A 16,121-nucleotide genomic window follows, 5' to 3' on the forward strand; every position below is an offset into this window, starting at 1 on the left:
AGGCGGGGGTCGAGCGGACATCATAGTGTGACGGTCCACCGTTCTATTGCAGTACCGGATTTCCCACAGTTCCACTTCCACTCTGGATAGCTGAGTTATATATCCCTCACAACTGAAACGTTGAATACCGGCGACGATGGGTGCGGTCACAAAAACACTCGAACTGAAGCTTGTGGACCCAAACGTTCACAAGCGACAGAAGCTTCGTGAGACGCGGGACGCCTACCAGCGGGCGCTTCAGGAAGCGTTCACCGCTGGCTGTGACACACAGTCAGCGGTGAACGACGCGGTGGTCGAATACGACCTAAGCGGATACGCAAAAAACGCCCTCAAGCAGTACGTCCCACAACTCCACACCAGCTACGATACCGACGAGCTTCACGACGACCACCCAGTGCGGTTCACCAACGAGGGACTACAACTTGACCATCAGCCACAGAACGCTATCGGGTGGTACGTCAAAATCCCGCACCACGAGGACTACACCTCTGGATACCGGCACGCGCCAATCCCGAACAGCGGGAGTGGCTCGAAGCGTTGTACGCAGACGACGCTAAGATGGGCGAAAGTCGGCTGTTTGAGCGGGACGGAACGTGGTATCTCCACGTCACCGCCACCCGAAACGTGGCGGACCAATCTGGGGCGTCCGCCGACAAGCGGACGCCCATCGGCGTAGACATCGGAGAAGCGAGTCTCGTCACGGTGTGTCACCGCGACGAGAGCGGTTCTCCTGTTCGCCCCAAATTGTGGGCCGACGACGGCAAGACAGTTCGTCGGCTCCGCAAAACCTACTTCACCGCCACAAGACGCCTGCAGAAGCGTGGCAGTGAGCGAATCGCAGACTCGTTCGGTGACGCACTATGGACCCAGATTGACGACGTGTTCCACCGTGTGACCCGCGAAGTCGTGGAGTACGCCGAGTCTGTCGAGAATCCAGTGCTGGTGCTGGAAGACCTGACGGACATCCGCGAGAACATGGACTACGGCGAGTACATGAACCGCCGTCTGCACGGCTGGGGATTTGCGAAGCTCCACGCACAGATTCGCTATAAGGCCGCCGAGAAGGGGATTCCCGTCGAGACGGTGAATCCCCGGAACACGTCGAAGGCGTGCCACGCCTGCGGTGAGATCGGCTCCCGACCACGACAGGCGACGTTCAGATGCTCGAACGACGACTGCTGGATTGATGAGTACCAAGCGGACGTGAACGGCGCGATAAACATTGCAGACCGCTACCGTAGTGGAGAGAGTCACCACCGAAGCGACCGGAGTTCCCGGCAGAAGGCCGGTGACGATGACTCGGCTACGGATGGGGCCTCTTTGACCGGGCCACAAGACAGCCACACCGATGCTGAGACCCAGCAAGAGACGTGTGGAACGTATGCGTCTTGAAACCAACAGGCTGCACCGCTGGGCCTGAAATCCCGTGGTGGGATTCCTCCGTGTTCACGCGGAGGAGGAGGAGGTCAATGCCGCTGGCCCACAGTATTTCCCCCACCGGGACGTATTTCAGGTATGGCCCTGCAAGAATCCGACTCGGAACTCGAATACGGTGACGAGGCGCCCGGCTTCGAACTGCCCGGCGTCAACGGCGAGACGTACACGCTCGACGACTTCGACGCCGACGCCTTGCTCGTCGTGTTCACCTGTAACCACTGCCCGTACGCGCAGGCGAAGTTCGACCTCCTGAACGACCTGGCGCGCGAGGACGACGTGGCCGTCGTCGGCATCAACGCCAACGACGCCGACGCCTATCCCGAGGACTCCTTCCAGAAGATGCAGGAGTACGTCGCCGACGGCGAGATCGCGTACGACGCGTACCTCCGCGACGAGTCGGCCGACGTAGCCCGCACCTACGGCGCCGTCTGCACCCCCGATCCCTTCCTCTTCCGGCGTGACGAGGGGACCTACCGGCTGGCGTATCACGGCCGCCTCGACGACGCCCTCGGTCCCGACGAGGAGGCGAGCGAGTACTACATCCGCCAGGCTATCGACGCCGTCCGCGCCGACGAACCGGTCGACATCGACCCCGGTCCGTCCCGCGGCTGCGGGATCAAGTGGCCGTGAGACGCGACGTGAGTCGATGACTGACGACGGGACGGTCCTCGGCCGAATCGACGCGACCGCCCTCGACGATGTCGTCGGCGATCACGACCGCTTGCTCGTCGAGTGCTACACCGAGGGCTGTGGCGCCTGTGCGGCGATGGAACCGGTTCTGAGCAACGTCGCCCGCGAGACGGGGATTACGGTCGCCCTCGTCAACCCCCGCGACGATCCGGTGCTCATCGAGGCGTACGACATCCGGCGCGTGCCGACGCTGGTGCTGTTCGAGGAGGGAGAACAGGTAGCCCGACTGGACGAGGGGTTCGTCGGCGCCGAGCGAGTGATCGAGTTTCTGGACTAGTCGCGCGCCGCTTCGAACGCCTCGCGGGCGTTCTCGACGGCCGCCTCGCGTTTCGCGGGGTAGGCTTCGACCTTCGCCCGGAGGGTGATGCCGTCGCCCTGTCGGATTTCGCCGCGGAAGGCGGCCTGTTTGTCCAGCGTGAGATACAGCGAGCAGTCCTCGGACACTCGGTCGTCGAGTTCGTCGAGGAAGGCGTCGTAGTCAGGCAGGTCGACGAGTTTGTCCAGCACGTGGCGCACGTCGTCGGCGTTTTCGAGTCGCGCCGAGAGGACGACGATGCGGTCGCCGTGGTGACCGGTCGTCACCTGCTGCTCGATGTCGTACTCCTCGGGGAGATAGGTGCGGAGGGCGGACTCGACGCGCTTCTCGTCTTCGGTCGTGTAACAGAAGGTTCGCAGGTCGACGTAATGAAAGGGGACACCCGACATACAGAAGTAGCGTCCGAATTACTCGTCGTCTTCGTCGCCGTCGGCGGGTTCGAGGGCGTCCTCGGGGACGCCGGTCTCCTGCCCATCCTCGAAGCTGACCGTGTACGTGGCGTCGCCGAACATCGTCTCCATCACCTGCGTGATCGTTCCGACTTCGCCGTCGTACTCACTGTGTTTGTCGTGGAGCACGACCGAATCTTCTTTCTCGAAGCTCATGGCCGGTAGTTCCGCCGGGGCGCATAAAAGGTCGCTGATTCACCGTCCGGCGCCGACGGTCACCATATATAGTAGCGTTTGGAACTGTTTACACACCTGATCGCACGCAGTCTGGCGATCAGGTGTGCGATGACTTACGAAGGCTACTATAGTCAGGAGTGCCCCGAGACGGGGACGGGTTCGTACGGCTCTTCTAGGAACTCGACGTCGCTCTCGCTGAGATCGATTTCGAGCGCTTCGACGGCGTCCTCCAAGTGCTCGATTGACGTGGTGCCGACGATGGGGGCGTCTACCCAGTCCTTGTCCAGCACCCAGGCGAGCGCGATCTGGGCCATCTTCACGCCGCGCTCTTCCGCCAACTGCTCGGCGCGGGCGTTGCTCTCGCGACCGCCGCCCTCGCGGTACGGGTGCTCGTACATCCGCTCCTCGGTCTCGCCGCGCGTCGTGGCGTCGATGGCCTCGTCGGGACGGGTGAGATACCCCCTCGCCATCGGCGACCACGGGATGACGCCGATGCCCTCCCGTTCACAGAACGGCAACATCTCGCGTTCCTCCTCCCGGTAGACGAGGTTGTAGTGGTTCTGCATGGTGACGAAGCGATCCAGCCCGAGTCGGTCGCTGGTGTGGAGCGCGTCGGCGAACTGGTGGGTCCACATCGAACTCGCGCCGAGATAGCGGACCCGTCCCCGCCGCACTGCGTCGTCGAGGGCGCGAAGCGTCTGCTCGATGGGCGTGTCGTAATCCCAGCGATGGATCTGATAGAGGTCGACGGTGTCCATCCCGAGGCGGTCGAGGCTGTGTTCGAGTTCCTGTTCGATGGCCTTTCGCGACAGGCCGCCCGAGTTGGGGTCGCCCTCGTCCATCTGGAAGTAGCCCTTGGTGGCGACGACCTGTTCCTCGCGCCGGCCGTCGAGCGCGTTGCCGAGGACGCGCTCCGACTCCCCGTTGGAGTACATGTTGGCGGTGTCGAAGAAGTTGATCCCGAGTTCGATGGCGCGGTCGACGAGTTCGGCGCCGTCCTCCTCGTCGAGCACCCAGTCGCGCCAGTCGCTCGATCCGATGCTCATACAGCCGAGACAGAGGCGTGACACCTCCATCCCGGTGTCGCCGAGGGTAGTGTACTCCATACGCTCGCACTCGCCACGCCGGCACAAAAACCCCGGCGCCCCCCGCGTTTTGAGCGTTCCATCGCGTACGCGCAGGGCCGACGTGACGCTCTGGCTGCTCGGCGACCAGCGCCACGCCCGACGGCGGACGGATCGCTGTAGCCGGCGCTCACGAGTGTGAAAAAAGACAACTCGTCCAGCGTCGGCGGTCGGGGGTGACCCGGACCTACAGTCGCTGGAGGTTGGTGGCGCGGGGGCCTTTATCGGCCTGTTCGATGTCGAATTCCACTTCCTGTCCCTCTTCTAGGTCCGGGCCGCCGATGTCTTCCATGTGGAAGAAGACGTCTTCGTCCGCATCTTCACTCTCGATGAACCCGTAACCGCCTGTGTCGTTAAAGAACGCAACCGTACCTGTCGCCATTGCGTTGCATACGACGAAAAGCAGACAGATAAGGTTTCTGGGCGCGCCCGAAAAGTGTAGATAGCGCGATAATGCGCGCGGAAACTGGCCGATACGCGTCTTCTGGGCGAAACATCGCTATCTTATCGCGCGAACGTTCAGGCAACCTGCACGGCGAGGAGGGCGGCGGCCGCGATAGCGCCGGCGCCGATGGCGAACAGCGCGAGGTTGGCGACGGTGTTGTCGGCCTGTGTGAGATACACCGAGAAGTCGCGGCCGGACAGCGGCCACAGGAGAGGGACGCCCGCGGGCGTCAGCGCGTCCGCGAGGAGGTGTGCGAGCACCGTGAGCGTCCCGATGGCGAAGCCGAAGGCGACGAGCGTCGTGCGGCCCCCGCCAGCGGCGGCCGTGAGGCCGTAGCCGACGCCCGCGCCGGCGGCGCCCACGAGGAGGGCGAAGGCGAGGGTGTGGGTGACACCGCGGTGCGAGAGGAAGGGGATCCGGTGATCGTAGTCGGGGAGCATCGCGAACCAGAGCATCACGGCGCCGCCGGCGACGGCGAACGTCGGCCGTCCGACGGCGACGAGCGCGAACCCGATCGGTGCGAACACGAGCATGGAGACGCCCCAGTGGCCCCGTCGGTACACAGGCGTACGTGCGAGCGAGAGGAACCAGAACCTTTCGGCTGCGGGACGAACCGACGAGGTGTACAGGAGTGGAGGGAGGTATGGGTGCCCACGGTAGCGGGGGGTCGTCTAGTGGGGAACAGGGCAGTCCCCGTCGGTTACGCCTCGGTGAGTCGGCCCTCCGTCCGGGCGGCCCCGTCACGACGAGACCCCCCGTGCCCGCCGGTCCCCGTTGGAGCCGCCTGGGCGGTCGGTTCGAACGCCTGTCGTTCCGTTCGCCGCATGGTTTTAGGCTAGCCTAAAGACACAAAAACCCGGCGGTTTTTAGGCTCCCCTAAATACGATGGCGTCCGGTCAGTCCCGGAGGAACCGGTCGAATGCGGAGGCGAAGGCGGTCTCGTCTTCGGTCGCCTGCTCCCATTCGACGAGACCGCGCTCTTCGCGCGTGCCCTCGATGGTGTTGTCGAGGAAGAAGGCCACGAGGCCGCCGACGGCCATCCCCGTCGAACCGATGACGTAGATGGTGTCTGCGATCGCCCGGGCGCCGAGGACGGGGCCGAGAACGGCGACGCTTCGCATCCCCTCGCGGAACGCCGCGGCGCTGCCCACGTTCCCCATGTAGGCGGGGATCGCAAGGCCGGTAAAGAGCGCGATGCCGACGATGAAGACGTTCCGCGAGGAGTCGAGGTCGACGTACTCCAGGTTCGAGAGGCCGACCGCGACGATCTGGCCGAACATGGCGACGTAGAGGCCCCCGACGATGGGATCGGGGATGGTGGCGATGAGTTGGCCGAAGTAGCCGACGAAGCCGACCACGAGCATCACCGCGGCGCCGATCTGGACGACGTATCGGGAGGCGACGCCGGTCAGGCCGATGGCGCCGATGTTCTCGGAGTAGGAGGTCGATCCGCCGGTGCCCATGAGGCCGGCGAAGACGTTCATCAGCCCCTCCATTCCGATGCCGTGGTTGATCCGACTCTCGCTCGGCGCACCCATGCCCGAGAGACGGGCCACGGCGTGGTAATCACCGAAGGACTCGAGCATCGATGCGGCCACGCCGGCGAGCATGCCGATGACGAACGCCGTTTCGATCTGGGGCATCCCCCACTGCAGGGGGTAGATAGACATCAGCGCCGGCGCCGACGCCACTGACGCGAGATCGACGAACCCGGATGTCTCGGCCGTGTACACGCCGGTCACGGAGAGGGCGGCGGCGGCGACCCACGCGACGACGACGCCGAGGAGGACCGGAAAGAGCTGGAACGCCCGCGCGCTGTCGCCAAGATACTGCGAGAACAGGACGATCAGGCCGAGCGTCAGGCCGAGCAGCCACCAGTTCCCCGTCGCGGCCGTCACCTGCGGCGTGTTGAACAGCGCCAGGCCGATGAGCGCGATGGTCGGCGCGATGATTACTGGCGAGATATACGCCCGCAGACGGCCCAGAAGACCCAGATAACCGACCGCGACTTCGACGACGGCGGCGACGATGATGGCGCCCTGCAACTGGAGGAGCGCCGCCTCCCAGGCCGGTCCCGCCGGATCGCTCGCCTGGACGACGCCGATGACCGCGAGCGCTGGGGCGAGCATCGAGAAGGGCGCTCCCTGGACGATCGGATACCGGTTGCCGAACGTGGTCTGTGCGAGGGTGGCGATACCCGAGACGACGAAGAAGGTGCCGACGAACCGCGGCACCACCGCGTCGGGCATCCCGAGCGCCCCCGCCAGAATCAGCGGCACCGCGACGTTCGCCCCGACCATCGTCAGGTAATGCTGGACGCCGAGCAGTGCCGATGTCAGAAACGGTGGTTTGTCGTCGATGCCGTACTCCACGAACCCGGACGATTCGTCCCCGCTCATACGACTGTCTCACCAAAGGCCATACCGCGACGTGACTCCCCGAATGCTTAAAATCGACCGGATTCAGGGGCTGCAGCCAGCGCCCGTGATCGTCGTCGCGGTGGCGGACCAATAATATATCCCGGCCGGCAGCGTAGGCGTGACCGATGGAAGTCAGGCGGCTCCTCCGCGGGCGGATCGACGACGAGCGCCTCGCAACCGTGGTGTCGGAAATCGCCACGCGGTACGGGCGCGACGACCCGTCGGTTCGCCATCTCGACGCCGACAACTGGCTCTCGACGCCGCTCGTCCTCGACGAGGACCTCTTCGTGAAGGTTATTTCGCGCCAGAACTCCCTCGTGCACGCGATCATCACCACCGGCCGGAACATCGGCGTCTTCTCCGCGGGGACCGAGGGCTTTTTCGAACATTTCGGGACGCCGTACGGCATGGCGAAACACGAACTCGAAGCGACCGATCGGATGCGCGAAATCGGTCTCAACGCGCCGGAGCCCCTCGAAGCCCTGGAAATCGACGGGTTGGGCGTCGTCGTCCTCGAATACTTACCCGAGTTCCGCCCGCTCGACGAACTCGACCGCGAGACGGAGCGCGAACTCGCCCCGAAACTGTTCGCCGCCCTCCGCCGACTCCACGACGATGGCCTCGCTCACGGCGACCTCCGGGCGGAGAACGTCCTCATTCTCGACGGTGACCTCTATTTCATCGACGCGACGAACGTCGGCACCAGCGGTCGCGAAGACGCCCGGTCGTACGACGTAGCCTGCGGTCTCGCGGCGCTCGAACCGCTCATCGGCGCCGGCCCCGCCGTCGACGCGGCCGCGACGGCGTACGACCCGTCGGAACTGCTCGCAGCCCGGGAGTTTCTGGACTTCGTCAACATCCGCCCTGATCACGACTGCGACGCCGCGGCGCTCAAAGGCGAGATCGAGAAGCGAGCGACGTGATCGAGAGATCATCGAGAAGCGGGCGGGAGCGCGGGTCGAACCGCCTCTGCCGGGCGAGAGGCGTTCGACCCGAAGTCGAGGCGAGCGACGAGGTGGTGGGTTTGATTGCCGAGTCTCGACGAGAAAAGCGTCGATGCGTCGGCACCCGTCGATAGCTTCCTCTCGCTCATAAATCCACCGACCCCGTGACCGGCAGGGTCGTCCTACCGGTCGCGTCGGTCCCGCAGGGCGGGAAACTCCTCGCGCACCGCCTCGATCCGCTCGGGCTCCGCCTCCGCGACGACGAGCGTCGGGTCGTCACCGGCGCTCGCGAGGGCCGTCCCCCAGGGATCGTAGACGGTGGACCGACCGAGTAGCGTTGCGTCCTCGAACGTGGCGGCGCCGTTGGCGGCGGCGACGTAGGTGAGGTTCTCGATGGCCCGCGCCCGCGCCAGCGTCCGCCAGTGTTCGACGCGGGGGTAGGGCCACGCGCTCGGCACGCAGACGAGCGTTGCGCCGCGGTCGGTGAGCCGCCGGTACAGTTCCGGAAACCGCAGGTCGTAACACGTCGTCATCCCGACAGTGAACCCCTCGAAGTCGACGGTCGCGAGCGACTCGCCCGGCGTCAGCAGGCGCGTCTCCGCGGATTCGTAGCCGAAGAGGTGGTGTTTGCGGTAGACGCCGCGGCGCGTCCCGTCGCGATCGTAGAAGACGCAGGTGTTGGCGAGGCCCTCGGTTGCGGGCACGTCGACGCCGGTCGCCGCGCTCGCTTCGAGATCCTCGACGTGGCTGCCCGCGAGCAGACCGACGCCGTGGTCGGCGGCTAGGTCGGCGAGGCGGCCGAAGGTCGGGCCGTCGAGGCCCTCGCTTTCGCGTGCGTAGGAATCGAACGCGAAGTAACCGACGGTGAACAGTTCCGGGAGGACGACGAGGTCGACGCCGCGGGCGGCGGCGTCGGCGACGGCGGCCTCGGCCCGTTCCAAGTTGGCCGAGACATCCCCGGCGGTCACGTCGAGTTGAGCGAGTGCGAGTTTCATGTTACGCCGGACGCCCCAGGTCGCGCCGGAGCGCCGCCTCGAGGTTGTCGAGTTCGGCGTCGAGGCGCTTCTTGAAGAACCGCTCCACGCCAGGGAGACGGCCGTCCACGACGAACTCGTTGTGGAGTTTACAGCCCGTGTCGGTCTCTTCGATGCGGTGTTCGCCGGTGACACGCAGGACGCTCGACCGGCCGACGAACTTCACGAACCGGGGTTCGTCGCGTTCGACGTCTTCCGTTTCGACCGTCGCCGTGCGGTCGATCATCGGCAGGTCGAGGTCGATATGCCAGGTGGCGTGTCTGCCGTCGACCTCGTAATCGCGGACGACGCTGATGGCCCCGGCTCGCTTGCCCGGATCGGCGATGAACGCCCAGACGCGCTCGGGTGGTGCCTCGAATTCGAACACCCGCTGGACACGCACAGTCATAGGCAGTAGTCCCGTCGGATGGTGAAAAAGACGGGGGTCACCCCTGCGTGACGCGCCAGGTCGTCGACCGCGCGCGCCCCCACTTTTCGATCTCCACGTCTTCGGATTTCTCCGCCAGACGCGGGAGCCTGGAGCCGACCTGTTTGGCGGTCAAGCCGATGGCGTCGGCGATGTTCTTCGCGCGGAAGTAGCGTTCCCCCCGGGAGACGCTATCGTGGAGGTACGCGAGGATTCGCCGCTCCTCTTCGGTCAGAGAGGTCATCGTTCACCCATGGTACGTTATTCACAGTCTTAACTCTTTCAAGCCGGGGCGGGCGATCACGGCGCGAGGGCAGAGCGCTCGCCCGCGGCTCAGTACGCCTGAATCGCCACGACGGCGAGCAACGCGGCCGTCACGGCGAGGGCGAACCCGCCGGCTTTCGCCAACTGTCCCGGTGCGGCGAGCATCGCGACCGCGCCGCCGACCGCGACGATGGAAAACAGCACGCCGAACCCCACTCCCTTGTCCGTCTCGGCGGCATCGAGGGCCATACACGGAGCGTCCGCCGGCGGCCACTTAGCTCATTCGGCTGGGTGGCACCGAGACGCCGGATCGGAAGATTCGACAGGGAGGGCGCCGATGGACGGCTATGCCCGACCACGACGCGGAGCGAGACGGCGAGACGGTCGCCGACGACGGGATCACCGCTCACTACGACGAGACGAGGGCGGAGCGCGTGCTTTCGTTCGAGCGCGACGGCCAGACGGCCGTGATCGCCCAGAACCAGGAGGGGTACGCCATGGTGACGGTCCGTCGAACCGTCGACGGCGACGAACTGGAGCGGTACTACGGCTTCGACATGGCGCTCGACCACGCCGCCGAACTGCTCGGCGTTCGTGTCGGCGACCTGCCGGTGCCGGCGGGAGCGAGCGACATGGGGATGTGACTCGTACGGTTTCTTGTAACTGCTTCCGTGGGTCCCCAGGACGGGTCGGCGATCCACCGGTACCGACTTCCAAGACCCCGTATCAACCGGTCCAGTAGTACCGCGGGCCGAGCGTGAGGTACGCGAGCGCCAGAAAGAGCAGGGCGAAGGCGAACACCTCGCCGGGTCGCCCCCGAAGGACGATGGCGAGTACCTGCACGATGCCCATCACGATGGCGTCCTGCGGGTGGAGGTCGGGGTACGTGATCTGGGTCACCATGAGCGCCGCGAGCAGCCCGGACAGCGCGACCAGGAGGCCTGGCCCGACGAATCCGGCGAGGACGCCCGCCGAGAGGATGGTCGCCGCGAGCGTCGTCGGCACGCCCTTCGTCTCCGACGATCCGCTGTCGTACGCGGTGTAGAGCCCCAGGCGCGTGACCGCCATCCCGACGTAGATCGCAGGGAGGAGGAGACCGAGCGCGTACCGGAGCGGTTCCCCGCCGAACGTCCACGCTTCGGCCGCCCGCGAGGCGATGAGCAGGGCGGGCGCGACGCCGAACGAGGCGACGTCGGCGAGCGAGTCGAGATACGGCCCCGCGGCGCTCCCGCCACGCTTGCGCGCGATGACCCCGTCGAGACCGTCGAGGACGGCCGCCAGCAGGACGATGCGTGCGGCCAGCCCCGCGTCTTGAACCGCGACGAACGCCGCCACGAACCCGAGCATCGCGTTGCCGACTGTGACGGCATCGGCGAGGCCCAGGCGTCCGACGAACCGCGGTTGCATATCCCCACTCTCAGCGACCGCGGATTTACGTCTTTATACCTTCGGCTGACGAACCGCGGCGCATTTATCGGTCGGGCGATGAGAATCAGATATGCACAGACGCCGGATGCTCGCGATGCTCGGATCGGCGTGCGCCGCTGGAGGTGCCGGCTGTGCCGCTGTTGGGATGTCCGGTGGCGTCGACGGCGACGTCGGCATGACCGCGACGGCGTTCGAACCGGCCACCATCACTGTCGCGCCCGGCGACGAAGTGGTCTGGTACAACAACAGTGCTCGCGCCCACTCCGTGACCGCCTACGCGGAGCAGATTCCGGACGGCGCCGACTACTTCGCGACCGGCGGCTACGACAGCGAGCGCGCCGCGCGCGAGGCGTGGGACGGGATGAACGGCGCGCTCACGACCGGGCAGACCTACAGCCGGCGGTTCGAGGTGCCCGGCCGCTACACGTACTTCTGCATCCCGCACGAACGCGCGGGGATGGTCGGGCAGGTCGTCGTCGAGGAGTGACGGTCTGTTCTCGCTCCACAGCGGTGACACCTCTCACGACGCGTCGTCGACAAAAATAGCGGATCGCCGCTCGTGCTGTCGACGGCCGACAGCGTTACTCTTCGACCGCGACGTCCTCTTCGTCGACGTCGACCGAGGCCTCTTCCTCGGCGGCGACCTCTTCGGGTCGCGCTTCGAGCGTGAGTTTCTGGATCTCGACGCGACGGAGCGGGTAGACGGTCTTGGCCTCGCCGTAGATGGCGGAGGAGAGCCGTCCTTCGACCGCGCTCTCGACGAAGGAGTCGAAGTCGCGTTCGGCGGCCGCTTCCTCGATCAGATCGATCATGATCCGACGGATGGCCTGTTCCTGACTGCGGTCGGCCTTCTTCGTCGTGAACGCGACCGGCTGGACGCGGACGCGGTGGTCGTCCGTCGTCAGCACCGTGATGGTCGCGTCGATCTTCGACGCGCCGCGGCGCACGAGACTCCGCAGGTAGTCCCGCGTGAGTTCGTGCTTGACGAACTCCGTGTAGGCGGAGTCCGACCCCACGTCCGTGATCTTGAACGTGAGTTTGGTGTTGTTCGCCCCGGCGTCGTCCGTGACATCACCGAGGGTGGTTTCGATCGTTCGGCCGATGATCTTCTCCGGTTCGTCGGCAACCGTCTTCCCCAGTTCCGCCCGGTCGTACTCCTCGGGGGCGAAAACCGTATACCAGCGCTTGCCTCGTTTCTGCTTGGATACTGAGCGTTCACTCATGGTTGTGTACTGTGTTCGCGTGCCGTTCGTGCGACGGTCTCCGCGACCGTCAGGTTGACCACGTAGTCGTCCACGGTCGACTGCAGTCCGCCTGCAGTCTCGCGTTCGACCGTCGTCCGGATCGCGCCGTCGTCCACGCGCGTCGTCATCGACGGCGTGTTGTCCGGCCGGAGTGCGGCCGCAATGGTCGGCGCGTCCTCGTGGGTCGTCTCGATGCAGGCGCGTTTCTCGCTCATAGCGCCTCCCTGAACGCCGTGATCAACCGCGATACTGGAACCTCGTCGTCGAACCGCGCCGTCGCTCGCCGTGTATCGCCCGCGCTCGTGCCGTCGGCGTCGACATTTCGAACCGCGACGCGCATCGCCTCGTCGAGCGCGTCGTCGTCGGCGCTCGCCGCGGCGGCCGCGCTCACGGCGTCGTCGCCGGCGACGGCCACTACCACGGGTTCGGGTGAGCGGTACGCCAGACTGAGGCGCGCGACCGTTCCGAGTCGGCCGGGGTGGCCGTCGTCGGTGCGCACGACGAAGACGCCGTCGTAGCGCCCGGTCGTCGCCGTAGTCAGCGCGGAATGCACCGCGCGGGCGTGGGTGCGCCAGGCGTCGAGCACGGCGTCTCGGGTCGCGTCGTCGCCGCGGAGCGCGAGGGCGACGCCCGCTCCCGGGCGCTCGCTGGCGGCCGCGTCGAGCGCGTCGCCGAAGCCTTCGATCGTCGCGAACTGGCCGTCGGGCGTCGCGTGCGGGCGGAGCGCCCGTTCGACGGCCGTCGCGGCTCGTGCCGACGACGCCGTCGCCTCGATGGCGAGCCACGAGGCGAGACGGCGGTGGTCCTCGGTGGACGGAGCGTCGGGGAACGCGACTGCATCGAGCGCGTCCCGTGCCGCTTCGGGGTCCCCCGAGAGCGGCGCGTGGACGAGCGTCGAATGTGCGAGTCCGTCGGCGACGTCGGCCGTCGGCACCGCCACGCCAGGCCGGCGTTCGACGGCCGTCCGCTCGCGGGCGGCGTCGAGCAGCGTCGACGCTGCGCCCGCATCGATCGGTCGTCCGCTCGCAGCGACGCCGGCGAGGGCGACGATGGGATCGGGATCGACGCCGAGCGCCCGTGACGCGTCCGCCGCCACGAGACTCGCGGGTGTCGACTGCCCGGCGAGGGCGACATCTCCGCCCGTCGTTCCACACGCGACGACGAGGTTGTCGTCGCCGGGAACGGGGTCGGAGAGCGGATCGGCGCGGATCTGGAAGGGGACTCCGCAGTCCGAAAGCGCCCGCGCGAGGACGCCGCTGGCGGCCAGGGAATCGCCGTCCGCGGCCGCGACGACCCGAACGAACGGGGCGTTACGGAGCGCGGTGGCGATGTCGGCCGCGTCGGCGGTCGTTTCGGTGGCGGGCGCGGTGGACATCTACTCCTCCAGCAGTTCGACGGCGACGTCGTAGCTGTATTTGAAGTCCTCGTCGAGTTCGTCGCCGCGGTAGTAGTCGACCAGGCGACGGATCTTCGCCTCGGTGTTCTGGAGCGCGCGCTTGTTCTGGTGGTCCTGCGGGTTCTCCTCCATATGTTCGCGGAGGCCGATCGCCCGCTCCATCAGGTTGCGCAGGTCCTCGGGCAGTTCGGGGCGGGCGTCGTTGGCCTCGAGGATCTCGGTGATCTTCTGGCCCGTCGCCAGTTTCACGTCAGGGATCGGCGTGCCCTTCACGCCCTCGTCGCGCAGTTTCATCCCGATGACGCTCGGGTCGTGGCCCTGCTCTGCGAGCTCGACCACGCGCGCTTCGATGTCGTCTTCGTCCACGTCGCTCCACTCCGGGGGTTCGTCTGCCGTGGGCTTGTCCGAACCGGACGAGCCACGACGGCGGGTGTGCATTCGTGCCATAGATTGATTGGAACCGCACAGACCGCAGAAGTGTATGTGACCGACGGCTGTCGGTCACGCACTACCGCAATCCCAAGCCCAGAGGGCGAGTCGGATTTGCGGTCGCGCCGTTCCCACCGAAACCTCTTCGCTCGCGCACTAAACCGTTTCGAATCCGGCACTCGGTCGGCGTCCGACGCCCGAGTCGAAGCCCTTATTATTCGGACTGCGGTACGAATCGATGCGAGCGCGGGCTTGTAGATCAGCGGTAGATCATCCCCCTGGCACGGGGAAGGCCCGGGGTTCAAATCCCCGCAAGTCCATTCGGCTCACTTCGTTCGCTCGTGAGGACCCCGCAAGTCCACTCTCGAGTGTTCATTCCCTCAATCGTCGTCGACGGCAACCGACACGAAACCGGCAATATTTTTGTAGGGTCGTGTGTACGGAGAAGCGACCATGAGCGAGGAACGCGATGCGCGGCTGGGACGGCGACGGCTGCTGCGGGCCGGCGCCGGAGCCGTCGGCGCCGGTCTGGTCGGCGCGGGCGCGACCGGAACGGCACTGGCGCAGTCGGAACCGTTCGGCGGCTGGATGAGCGACGTGGGCAACTACGAGGGGCTCGTCGACGGAACTGGCGCCGATCAGATCACCGTCGATGTCGGCGCCGAGGCGAATCAGGGCTCCTTCGGCTTCGGCCCGCCGGCCGTTCAGGTCGACCCCGGGACGACCGTCGTCTGGGAGTGGACGGGTCAGGGCGGTCAGCACAACGTCGTCGCCGAGGAGGGGGCGAGCTTCGAGAGCGACCTCTCCGCCGAGGAAGGCTTCACGTTCGAACAGACCTTCGAGGAAGAGGGCGTGATCAAATACTACTGCCTCCCGCACCGAGCGATGGGCATGAAAGGCGTCGTCGTCGTCGGCGACATCGACACCGGCGCCGAGGTCATCGAGGGCGATGTCGGTGGCAGCGGTGGCAGCGGAGGCGGCGAGGGCGGTAGCGGCGACAGTGGCGGCCTCGGCGACGGCGGCATCGTGATGTCGCTGCTCATCGCCGGCTCGCTCGTCGCGGCGTTCCTCTCACCCGTCGTCTTCGGTATCGTCATGATGCTCAAAGACGTGGGCGGCAAACCCGGGGATGCGGGCGCCGAACACGGCGACGCGGGCCACGGCGAAGCGAGTCACGACGACTAACCGTCGTCCCCCGAGACGAACGCGCGGATGATGGCGCCTTCGGCGCGGTGGAGCCGCTCGCTAGCTGTCGATTTTGCGATCCCGAGGTAGTCGGCGAGTTCCGTCAGGGTACACCGTCGCGGCGTGTCGTAGTACCCCCGCTCGACGGCCGTCTCGATCAGTTCTCGCTGGTTGTCGCTCACCACCGAGTCAGGATCCATCGACGTGCGCACCGCCCGAACGTCGAACTCCAGACCAAAGGTCCGCAGTTGCTCCGACAGCGACGAGAGCCGGTCGTGCGAGGCGGTGATTTCGAGGTCGGCGACGCCGTCGACGATCGTGATCGGCGGTTCGAACGGGGCACGGGAGTTGCGAATCGAGAGAAGCAAGAGCGGGTCGTCGGTCTCGAACTGCACCAGCGCCCGGTCCTCGCCGCGGTGGAGCACCTCGAACACTCGGACGCCCGTGGCCTCGGTCAGTCGCGAGAGGACATCGTTGAGGTCGGGCGCCGTGATCTCGACCAGGCCGACGCCCGTCTCCTCGGCCGGAAGCGCCGCGAGAACGCGAAAGGTCGCCGCCGGAAAACGAGTAGAGAGATCGGCGATCCAGGTTTCCTCGGGGAGCGTGACCGCGAGTTGCGCCGTGGGCATATCCCCGGTAGATGGTCGACAGCATATATACCAACGGTCCGGGACCACGGCCGCCGCCGAACTTGCGTGTCACCGTCTCGCACGCGCGGAATTCCCGTGGCTAC

The 16,121-nt window shown here is 66.4% G+C and carries 24 protein-coding genes, 1 tRNA gene and 1 pseudogene; 8 read left to right on the top strand and 18 right to left on the bottom strand.

The genetic code is table 11. The annotated features are described in order from the left end of the window. Positions 1-136: 136 nt before the first annotated feature. From MXB53_RS06275 to MXB53_RS06285, 3 genes and pseudogenes are all read left to right on the top strand, one after another. A pseudogene (locus tag MXB53_RS06275) lies at positions 137-1,392 on the top strand (RNA-guided endonuclease InsQ/TnpB family protein). A gap of 123 nt (positions 1,393-1,515) precedes the next feature. Beyond that, positions 1,516-2,067 carry a thioredoxin family protein gene (locus MXB53_RS06280; RefSeq protein WP_248896536.1) on the top strand — a complete coding sequence of 184 codons (552 nt, stop codon included), beginning with the start codon at positions 1,516-1,518 and terminating at the stop codon, positions 2,065-2,067. A 16-nt stretch (positions 2,068-2,083) separates the two neighbouring features. After that, positions 2,084-2,404 (top strand): thioredoxin family protein, encoded by a 321-nt coding sequence (locus MXB53_RS06285; RefSeq protein ID WP_248896537.1) that lies wholly within the window; start codon positions 2,084-2,086, stop codon positions 2,402-2,404. Here MXB53_RS06285 and MXB53_RS06290 read toward each other — a convergent pair. The 7 genes from MXB53_RS06290 to MXB53_RS06315 form a co-directional block, all read right to left on the bottom strand. Next, entirely contained in the window at positions 2,401-2,832 is a 432-nt protein-coding gene (locus tag MXB53_RS06290; RefSeq protein WP_248896538.1) for an RNA-binding protein, read from the bottom strand. The genes MXB53_RS06285 and MXB53_RS06290 overlap by 4 nt on opposite strands. 18 nt (positions 2,833-2,850) lie before the next feature. Continuing rightward, positions 2,851-3,048, bottom strand: coding sequence for a DUF1918 domain-containing protein (locus tag MXB53_RS06295; protein WP_248896539.1), 198 nt, complete (start codon positions 3,046-3,048; stop codon positions 2,851-2,853). Positions 3,049-3,200: 152 nt separating this feature from the next. Continuing rightward, positions 3,201-4,175, bottom strand: a complete 975-nt coding sequence (locus tag MXB53_RS06300; RefSeq protein ID WP_248896540.1) for an aldo/keto reductase — start codon at positions 4,173-4,175, stop codon at positions 3,201-3,203. A 205-nt stretch (positions 4,176-4,380) separates the two neighbouring features. Further along, positions 4,381-4,575 carry a cold-shock protein gene (locus MXB53_RS06305; protein WP_248896541.1) on the bottom strand — a complete coding sequence of 65 codons (195 nt, stop codon included), beginning with the start codon at positions 4,573-4,575 and terminating at the stop codon, positions 4,381-4,383. A 137-nt stretch (positions 4,576-4,712) separates the two neighbouring features. After that, complete coding sequence (locus MXB53_RS06310; protein ID WP_248896542.1) at positions 4,713-5,201, bottom strand: metal-dependent hydrolase; 489 nt, start codon at positions 5,199-5,201, stop codon at positions 4,713-4,715. 137 nt (positions 5,202-5,338) lie between these two features. Further along, a complete protein-coding gene (locus MXB53_RS15620; RefSeq protein WP_283102238.1) occupies positions 5,339-5,464 on the bottom strand; it encodes a hypothetical protein in 126 nt (41 codons plus the stop codon). A 70-nt stretch (positions 5,465-5,534) separates the two neighbouring features. After that, entirely contained in the window at positions 5,535-7,037 is a 1,503-nt protein-coding gene (locus MXB53_RS06315) for a uracil-xanthine permease family protein (RefSeq protein WP_248896543.1), read from the bottom strand. A gap of 146 nt (positions 7,038-7,183) precedes the next feature. Here MXB53_RS06315 and MXB53_RS06320 point away from each other — a divergent pair, with 146 nt between their 5' ends. Next, the gene (locus tag MXB53_RS06320) at positions 7,184-7,981 is read left to right on the top strand and encodes an RIO1 family regulatory kinase/ATPase domain-containing protein (RefSeq protein WP_248896544.1); all 798 of its coding nucleotides are present in this window, start codon (positions 7,184-7,186) and stop codon (positions 7,979-7,981) included. A gap of 8 nt (positions 7,982-7,989) precedes the next feature. Here MXB53_RS06320 and MXB53_RS06325 read toward each other — a convergent pair whose 3' ends face one another. The 5 genes from MXB53_RS06325 to MXB53_RS06345 all read right to left on the bottom strand — a co-directional run bounded on the left by MXB53_RS06325 (position 7,990) and on the right by MXB53_RS06345 (position 9,955). After that, positions 7,990-8,151, bottom strand: a complete 162-nt coding sequence (locus MXB53_RS06325; protein ID WP_248896545.1) for a hypothetical protein — start codon at positions 8,149-8,151, stop codon at positions 7,990-7,992. 33 nt (positions 8,152-8,184) lie between these two features. Further along, entirely contained in the window at positions 8,185-8,997 is an 813-nt protein-coding gene (locus MXB53_RS06330) for a carbon-nitrogen family hydrolase (protein WP_248896546.1), read from the bottom strand. A gap of 1 nt (position 8,998) precedes the next feature. Continuing rightward, entirely contained in the window at positions 8,999-9,424 is a 426-nt protein-coding gene (locus MXB53_RS06335) for an SRPBCC family protein (protein ID WP_248896547.1), read from the bottom strand. A gap of 37 nt (positions 9,425-9,461) precedes the next feature. After that, on the bottom strand, positions 9,462-9,686 hold the full coding sequence (locus MXB53_RS06340; protein WP_114586681.1) for a DUF7123 family protein: 225 nt from the start codon (positions 9,684-9,686) through the stop codon (positions 9,462-9,464). Positions 9,687-9,775: 89 nt separating this feature from the next. Continuing rightward, positions 9,776-9,955, bottom strand: a complete 180-nt coding sequence (locus MXB53_RS06345) for a DUF7525 family protein (protein ID WP_248896548.1) — start codon at positions 9,953-9,955, stop codon at positions 9,776-9,778. Between the two features lie 98 nt (positions 9,956-10,053). Between MXB53_RS06345 and MXB53_RS06350 the strand changes: the two genes are divergently transcribed. After that, on the top strand, positions 10,054-10,350 hold the full coding sequence (locus MXB53_RS06350; protein WP_248896549.1) for a DUF7111 family protein: 297 nt from the start codon (positions 10,054-10,056) through the stop codon (positions 10,348-10,350). Between the two features lie 82 nt (positions 10,351-10,432). Here MXB53_RS06350 and MXB53_RS06355 read toward each other — a convergent pair whose 3' ends face one another. Then, complete coding sequence (locus MXB53_RS06355; RefSeq protein WP_248896550.1) at positions 10,433-11,113, bottom strand: protein sorting system archaetidylserine synthase; 681 nt, start codon at positions 11,111-11,113, stop codon at positions 10,433-10,435. 91 nt (positions 11,114-11,204) lie between these two features. Here MXB53_RS06355 and MXB53_RS06360 point away from each other — a divergent pair, with 91 nt between their 5' ends. Next, on the top strand, positions 11,205-11,621 hold the full coding sequence (locus MXB53_RS06360; RefSeq protein WP_248896551.1) for a cupredoxin domain-containing protein: 417 nt from the start codon (positions 11,205-11,207) through the stop codon (positions 11,619-11,621). Positions 11,622-11,715: 94 nt separating this feature from the next. Here the strand turns inward: MXB53_RS06360 and MXB53_RS06365 are convergent, their stop codons facing one another. From MXB53_RS06365 to MXB53_RS06380, 4 genes are read right to left on the bottom strand one after another with little or no spacing between them, the layout of a single operon-like run. After that, the gene (locus MXB53_RS06365; RefSeq protein ID WP_248896552.1) at positions 11,716-12,357 is read right to left on the bottom strand and encodes a 30S ribosomal protein S3ae; all 642 of its coding nucleotides are present in this window, start codon (positions 12,355-12,357) and stop codon (positions 11,716-11,718) included. Beyond that, the gene (locus MXB53_RS06370; RefSeq protein WP_248896553.1) at positions 12,354-12,593 is read right to left on the bottom strand and encodes a KEOPS complex subunit Pcc1; all 240 of its coding nucleotides are present in this window, start codon (positions 12,591-12,593) and stop codon (positions 12,354-12,356) included. The genes MXB53_RS06365 and MXB53_RS06370 overlap by 4 nt, the downstream gene beginning before the upstream one ends. Beyond that, positions 12,590-13,753, bottom strand: a complete 1,164-nt coding sequence (locus MXB53_RS06375; protein ID WP_248896554.1) for an exonuclease RecJ — start codon at positions 13,751-13,753, stop codon at positions 12,590-12,592. The genes MXB53_RS06370 and MXB53_RS06375 overlap by 4 nt, the downstream gene beginning before the upstream one ends. Continuing rightward, positions 13,754-14,221, bottom strand: a complete 468-nt coding sequence (locus MXB53_RS06380) for a 30S ribosomal protein S15 (RefSeq protein WP_248896555.1) — start codon at positions 14,219-14,221, stop codon at positions 13,754-13,756. It lies immediately after the preceding gene. A 230-nt stretch (positions 14,222-14,451) separates the two neighbouring features. Here MXB53_RS06380 and MXB53_RS06385 point away from each other — a divergent pair. Both MXB53_RS06385 and MXB53_RS06390 read left to right on the top strand, forming a co-directional pair. After that, positions 14,452-14,523: transfer RNA gene (locus MXB53_RS06385), tRNA-Ala, on the top strand. 133 nt (positions 14,524-14,656) lie between these two features. Continuing rightward, a complete protein-coding gene (locus MXB53_RS06390) occupies positions 14,657-15,388 on the top strand; it encodes a halocyanin domain-containing protein (protein WP_248896556.1) in 732 nt (243 codons plus the stop codon). Here the strand turns inward: MXB53_RS06390 and MXB53_RS06395 are convergent. After that, positions 15,385-16,017, bottom strand: a complete 633-nt coding sequence (locus MXB53_RS06395; RefSeq protein ID WP_248896557.1) for a helix-turn-helix domain-containing protein — start codon at positions 16,015-16,017, stop codon at positions 15,385-15,387. The two genes, MXB53_RS06390 and MXB53_RS06395, sit on opposite strands and share 4 nt — an antisense overlap. Between the last annotated feature and the right edge of the window lie 104 nt (positions 16,018-16,121).

Source organism: Haloplanus sp. XH21 (genome assembly GCF_023276355.1).
Taxonomy (GTDB): Archaea; Halobacteriota; Halobacteria; order Halobacteriales; family Haloferacaceae; genus Haloplanus; species Haloplanus halobius.

Bases quoted from the DNA above. Each gene is read 5' to 3' on its own strand.
- MXB53_RS06280 (WP_248896536.1), top strand. From the start codon at position 1,516: ATGGCCCTGCAAGAATCCGACTCGGAACTCGAATACGGTGACGAGGCG.
- MXB53_RS06285 (WP_248896537.1), top strand. From the start codon at position 2,084: ATGACTGACGACGGGACGGTCCTCGGCCGAATCGACGCGACCGCCCTC.
- MXB53_RS06290 (WP_248896538.1), bottom strand. From the start codon at position 2,832: ATGTCGGGTGTCCCCTTTCATTACGTCGACCTGCGAACCTTCTGTTAC.
- MXB53_RS06295 (WP_248896539.1), bottom strand. From the start codon at position 3,048: ATGAGCTTCGAGAAAGAAGATTCGGTCGTGCTCCACGACAAACACAGT.
- MXB53_RS06300 (WP_248896540.1), bottom strand. From the start codon at position 4,175: ATGGAGTACACTACCCTCGGCGACACCGGGATGGAGGTGTCACGCCTC.
- MXB53_RS06305 (WP_248896541.1), bottom strand. From the start codon at position 4,575: ATGGCGACAGGTACGGTTGCGTTCTTTAACGACACAGGCGGTTACGGG.
- MXB53_RS15620 (WP_283102238.1), bottom strand. From the start codon at position 5,464: ATGCGGCGAACGGAACGACAGGCGTTCGAACCGACCGCCCAGGCGGCT.
- MXB53_RS06315 (WP_248896543.1), bottom strand. From the start codon at position 7,037: ATGAGCGGGGACGAATCGTCCGGGTTCGTGGAGTACGGCATCGACGAC.
- MXB53_RS06320 (WP_248896544.1), top strand. From the start codon at position 7,184: ATGGAAGTCAGGCGGCTCCTCCGCGGGCGGATCGACGACGAGCGCCTC.
- MXB53_RS06325 (WP_248896545.1), bottom strand. From the start codon at position 8,151: ATGAGCGAGAGGAAGCTATCGACGGGTGCCGACGCATCGACGCTTTTC.
- MXB53_RS06330 (WP_248896546.1), bottom strand. From the start codon at position 8,997: ATGAAACTCGCACTCGCTCAACTCGACGTGACCGCCGGGGATGTCTCG.
- MXB53_RS06335 (WP_248896547.1), bottom strand. From the start codon at position 9,424: ATGACTGTGCGTGTCCAGCGGGTGTTCGAATTCGAGGCACCACCCGAG.
- MXB53_RS06340 (WP_114586681.1), bottom strand. From the start codon at position 9,686: ATGACCTCTCTGACCGAAGAGGAGCGGCGAATCCTCGCGTACCTCCAC.
- MXB53_RS06345 (WP_248896548.1), bottom strand. From the start codon at position 9,955: ATGGCCCTCGATGCCGCCGAGACGGACAAGGGAGTGGGGTTCGGCGTG.
- MXB53_RS06350 (WP_248896549.1), top strand. From the start codon at position 10,054: ATGCCCGACCACGACGCGGAGCGAGACGGCGAGACGGTCGCCGACGAC.
- MXB53_RS06355 (WP_248896550.1), bottom strand. From the start codon at position 11,113: ATGCAACCGCGGTTCGTCGGACGCCTGGGCCTCGCCGATGCCGTCACA.
- MXB53_RS06360 (WP_248896551.1), top strand. From the start codon at position 11,205: ATGCACAGACGCCGGATGCTCGCGATGCTCGGATCGGCGTGCGCCGCT.
- MXB53_RS06365 (WP_248896552.1), bottom strand. From the start codon at position 12,357: ATGAGTGAACGCTCAGTATCCAAGCAGAAACGAGGCAAGCGCTGGTAT.
- MXB53_RS06370 (WP_248896553.1), bottom strand. From the start codon at position 12,593: ATGAGCGAGAAACGCGCCTGCATCGAGACGACCCACGAGGACGCGCCG.
- MXB53_RS06375 (WP_248896554.1), bottom strand. From the start codon at position 13,753: ATGTCCACCGCGCCCGCCACCGAAACGACCGCCGACGCGGCCGACATC.
- MXB53_RS06380 (WP_248896555.1), bottom strand. From the start codon at position 14,221: ATGGCACGAATGCACACCCGCCGTCGTGGCTCGTCCGGTTCGGACAAG.
- MXB53_RS06390 (WP_248896556.1), top strand. From the start codon at position 14,657: ATGAGCGAGGAACGCGATGCGCGGCTGGGACGGCGACGGCTGCTGCGG.
- MXB53_RS06395 (WP_248896557.1), bottom strand. From the start codon at position 16,017: ATGCCCACGGCGCAACTCGCGGTCACGCTCCCCGAGGAAACCTGGATC.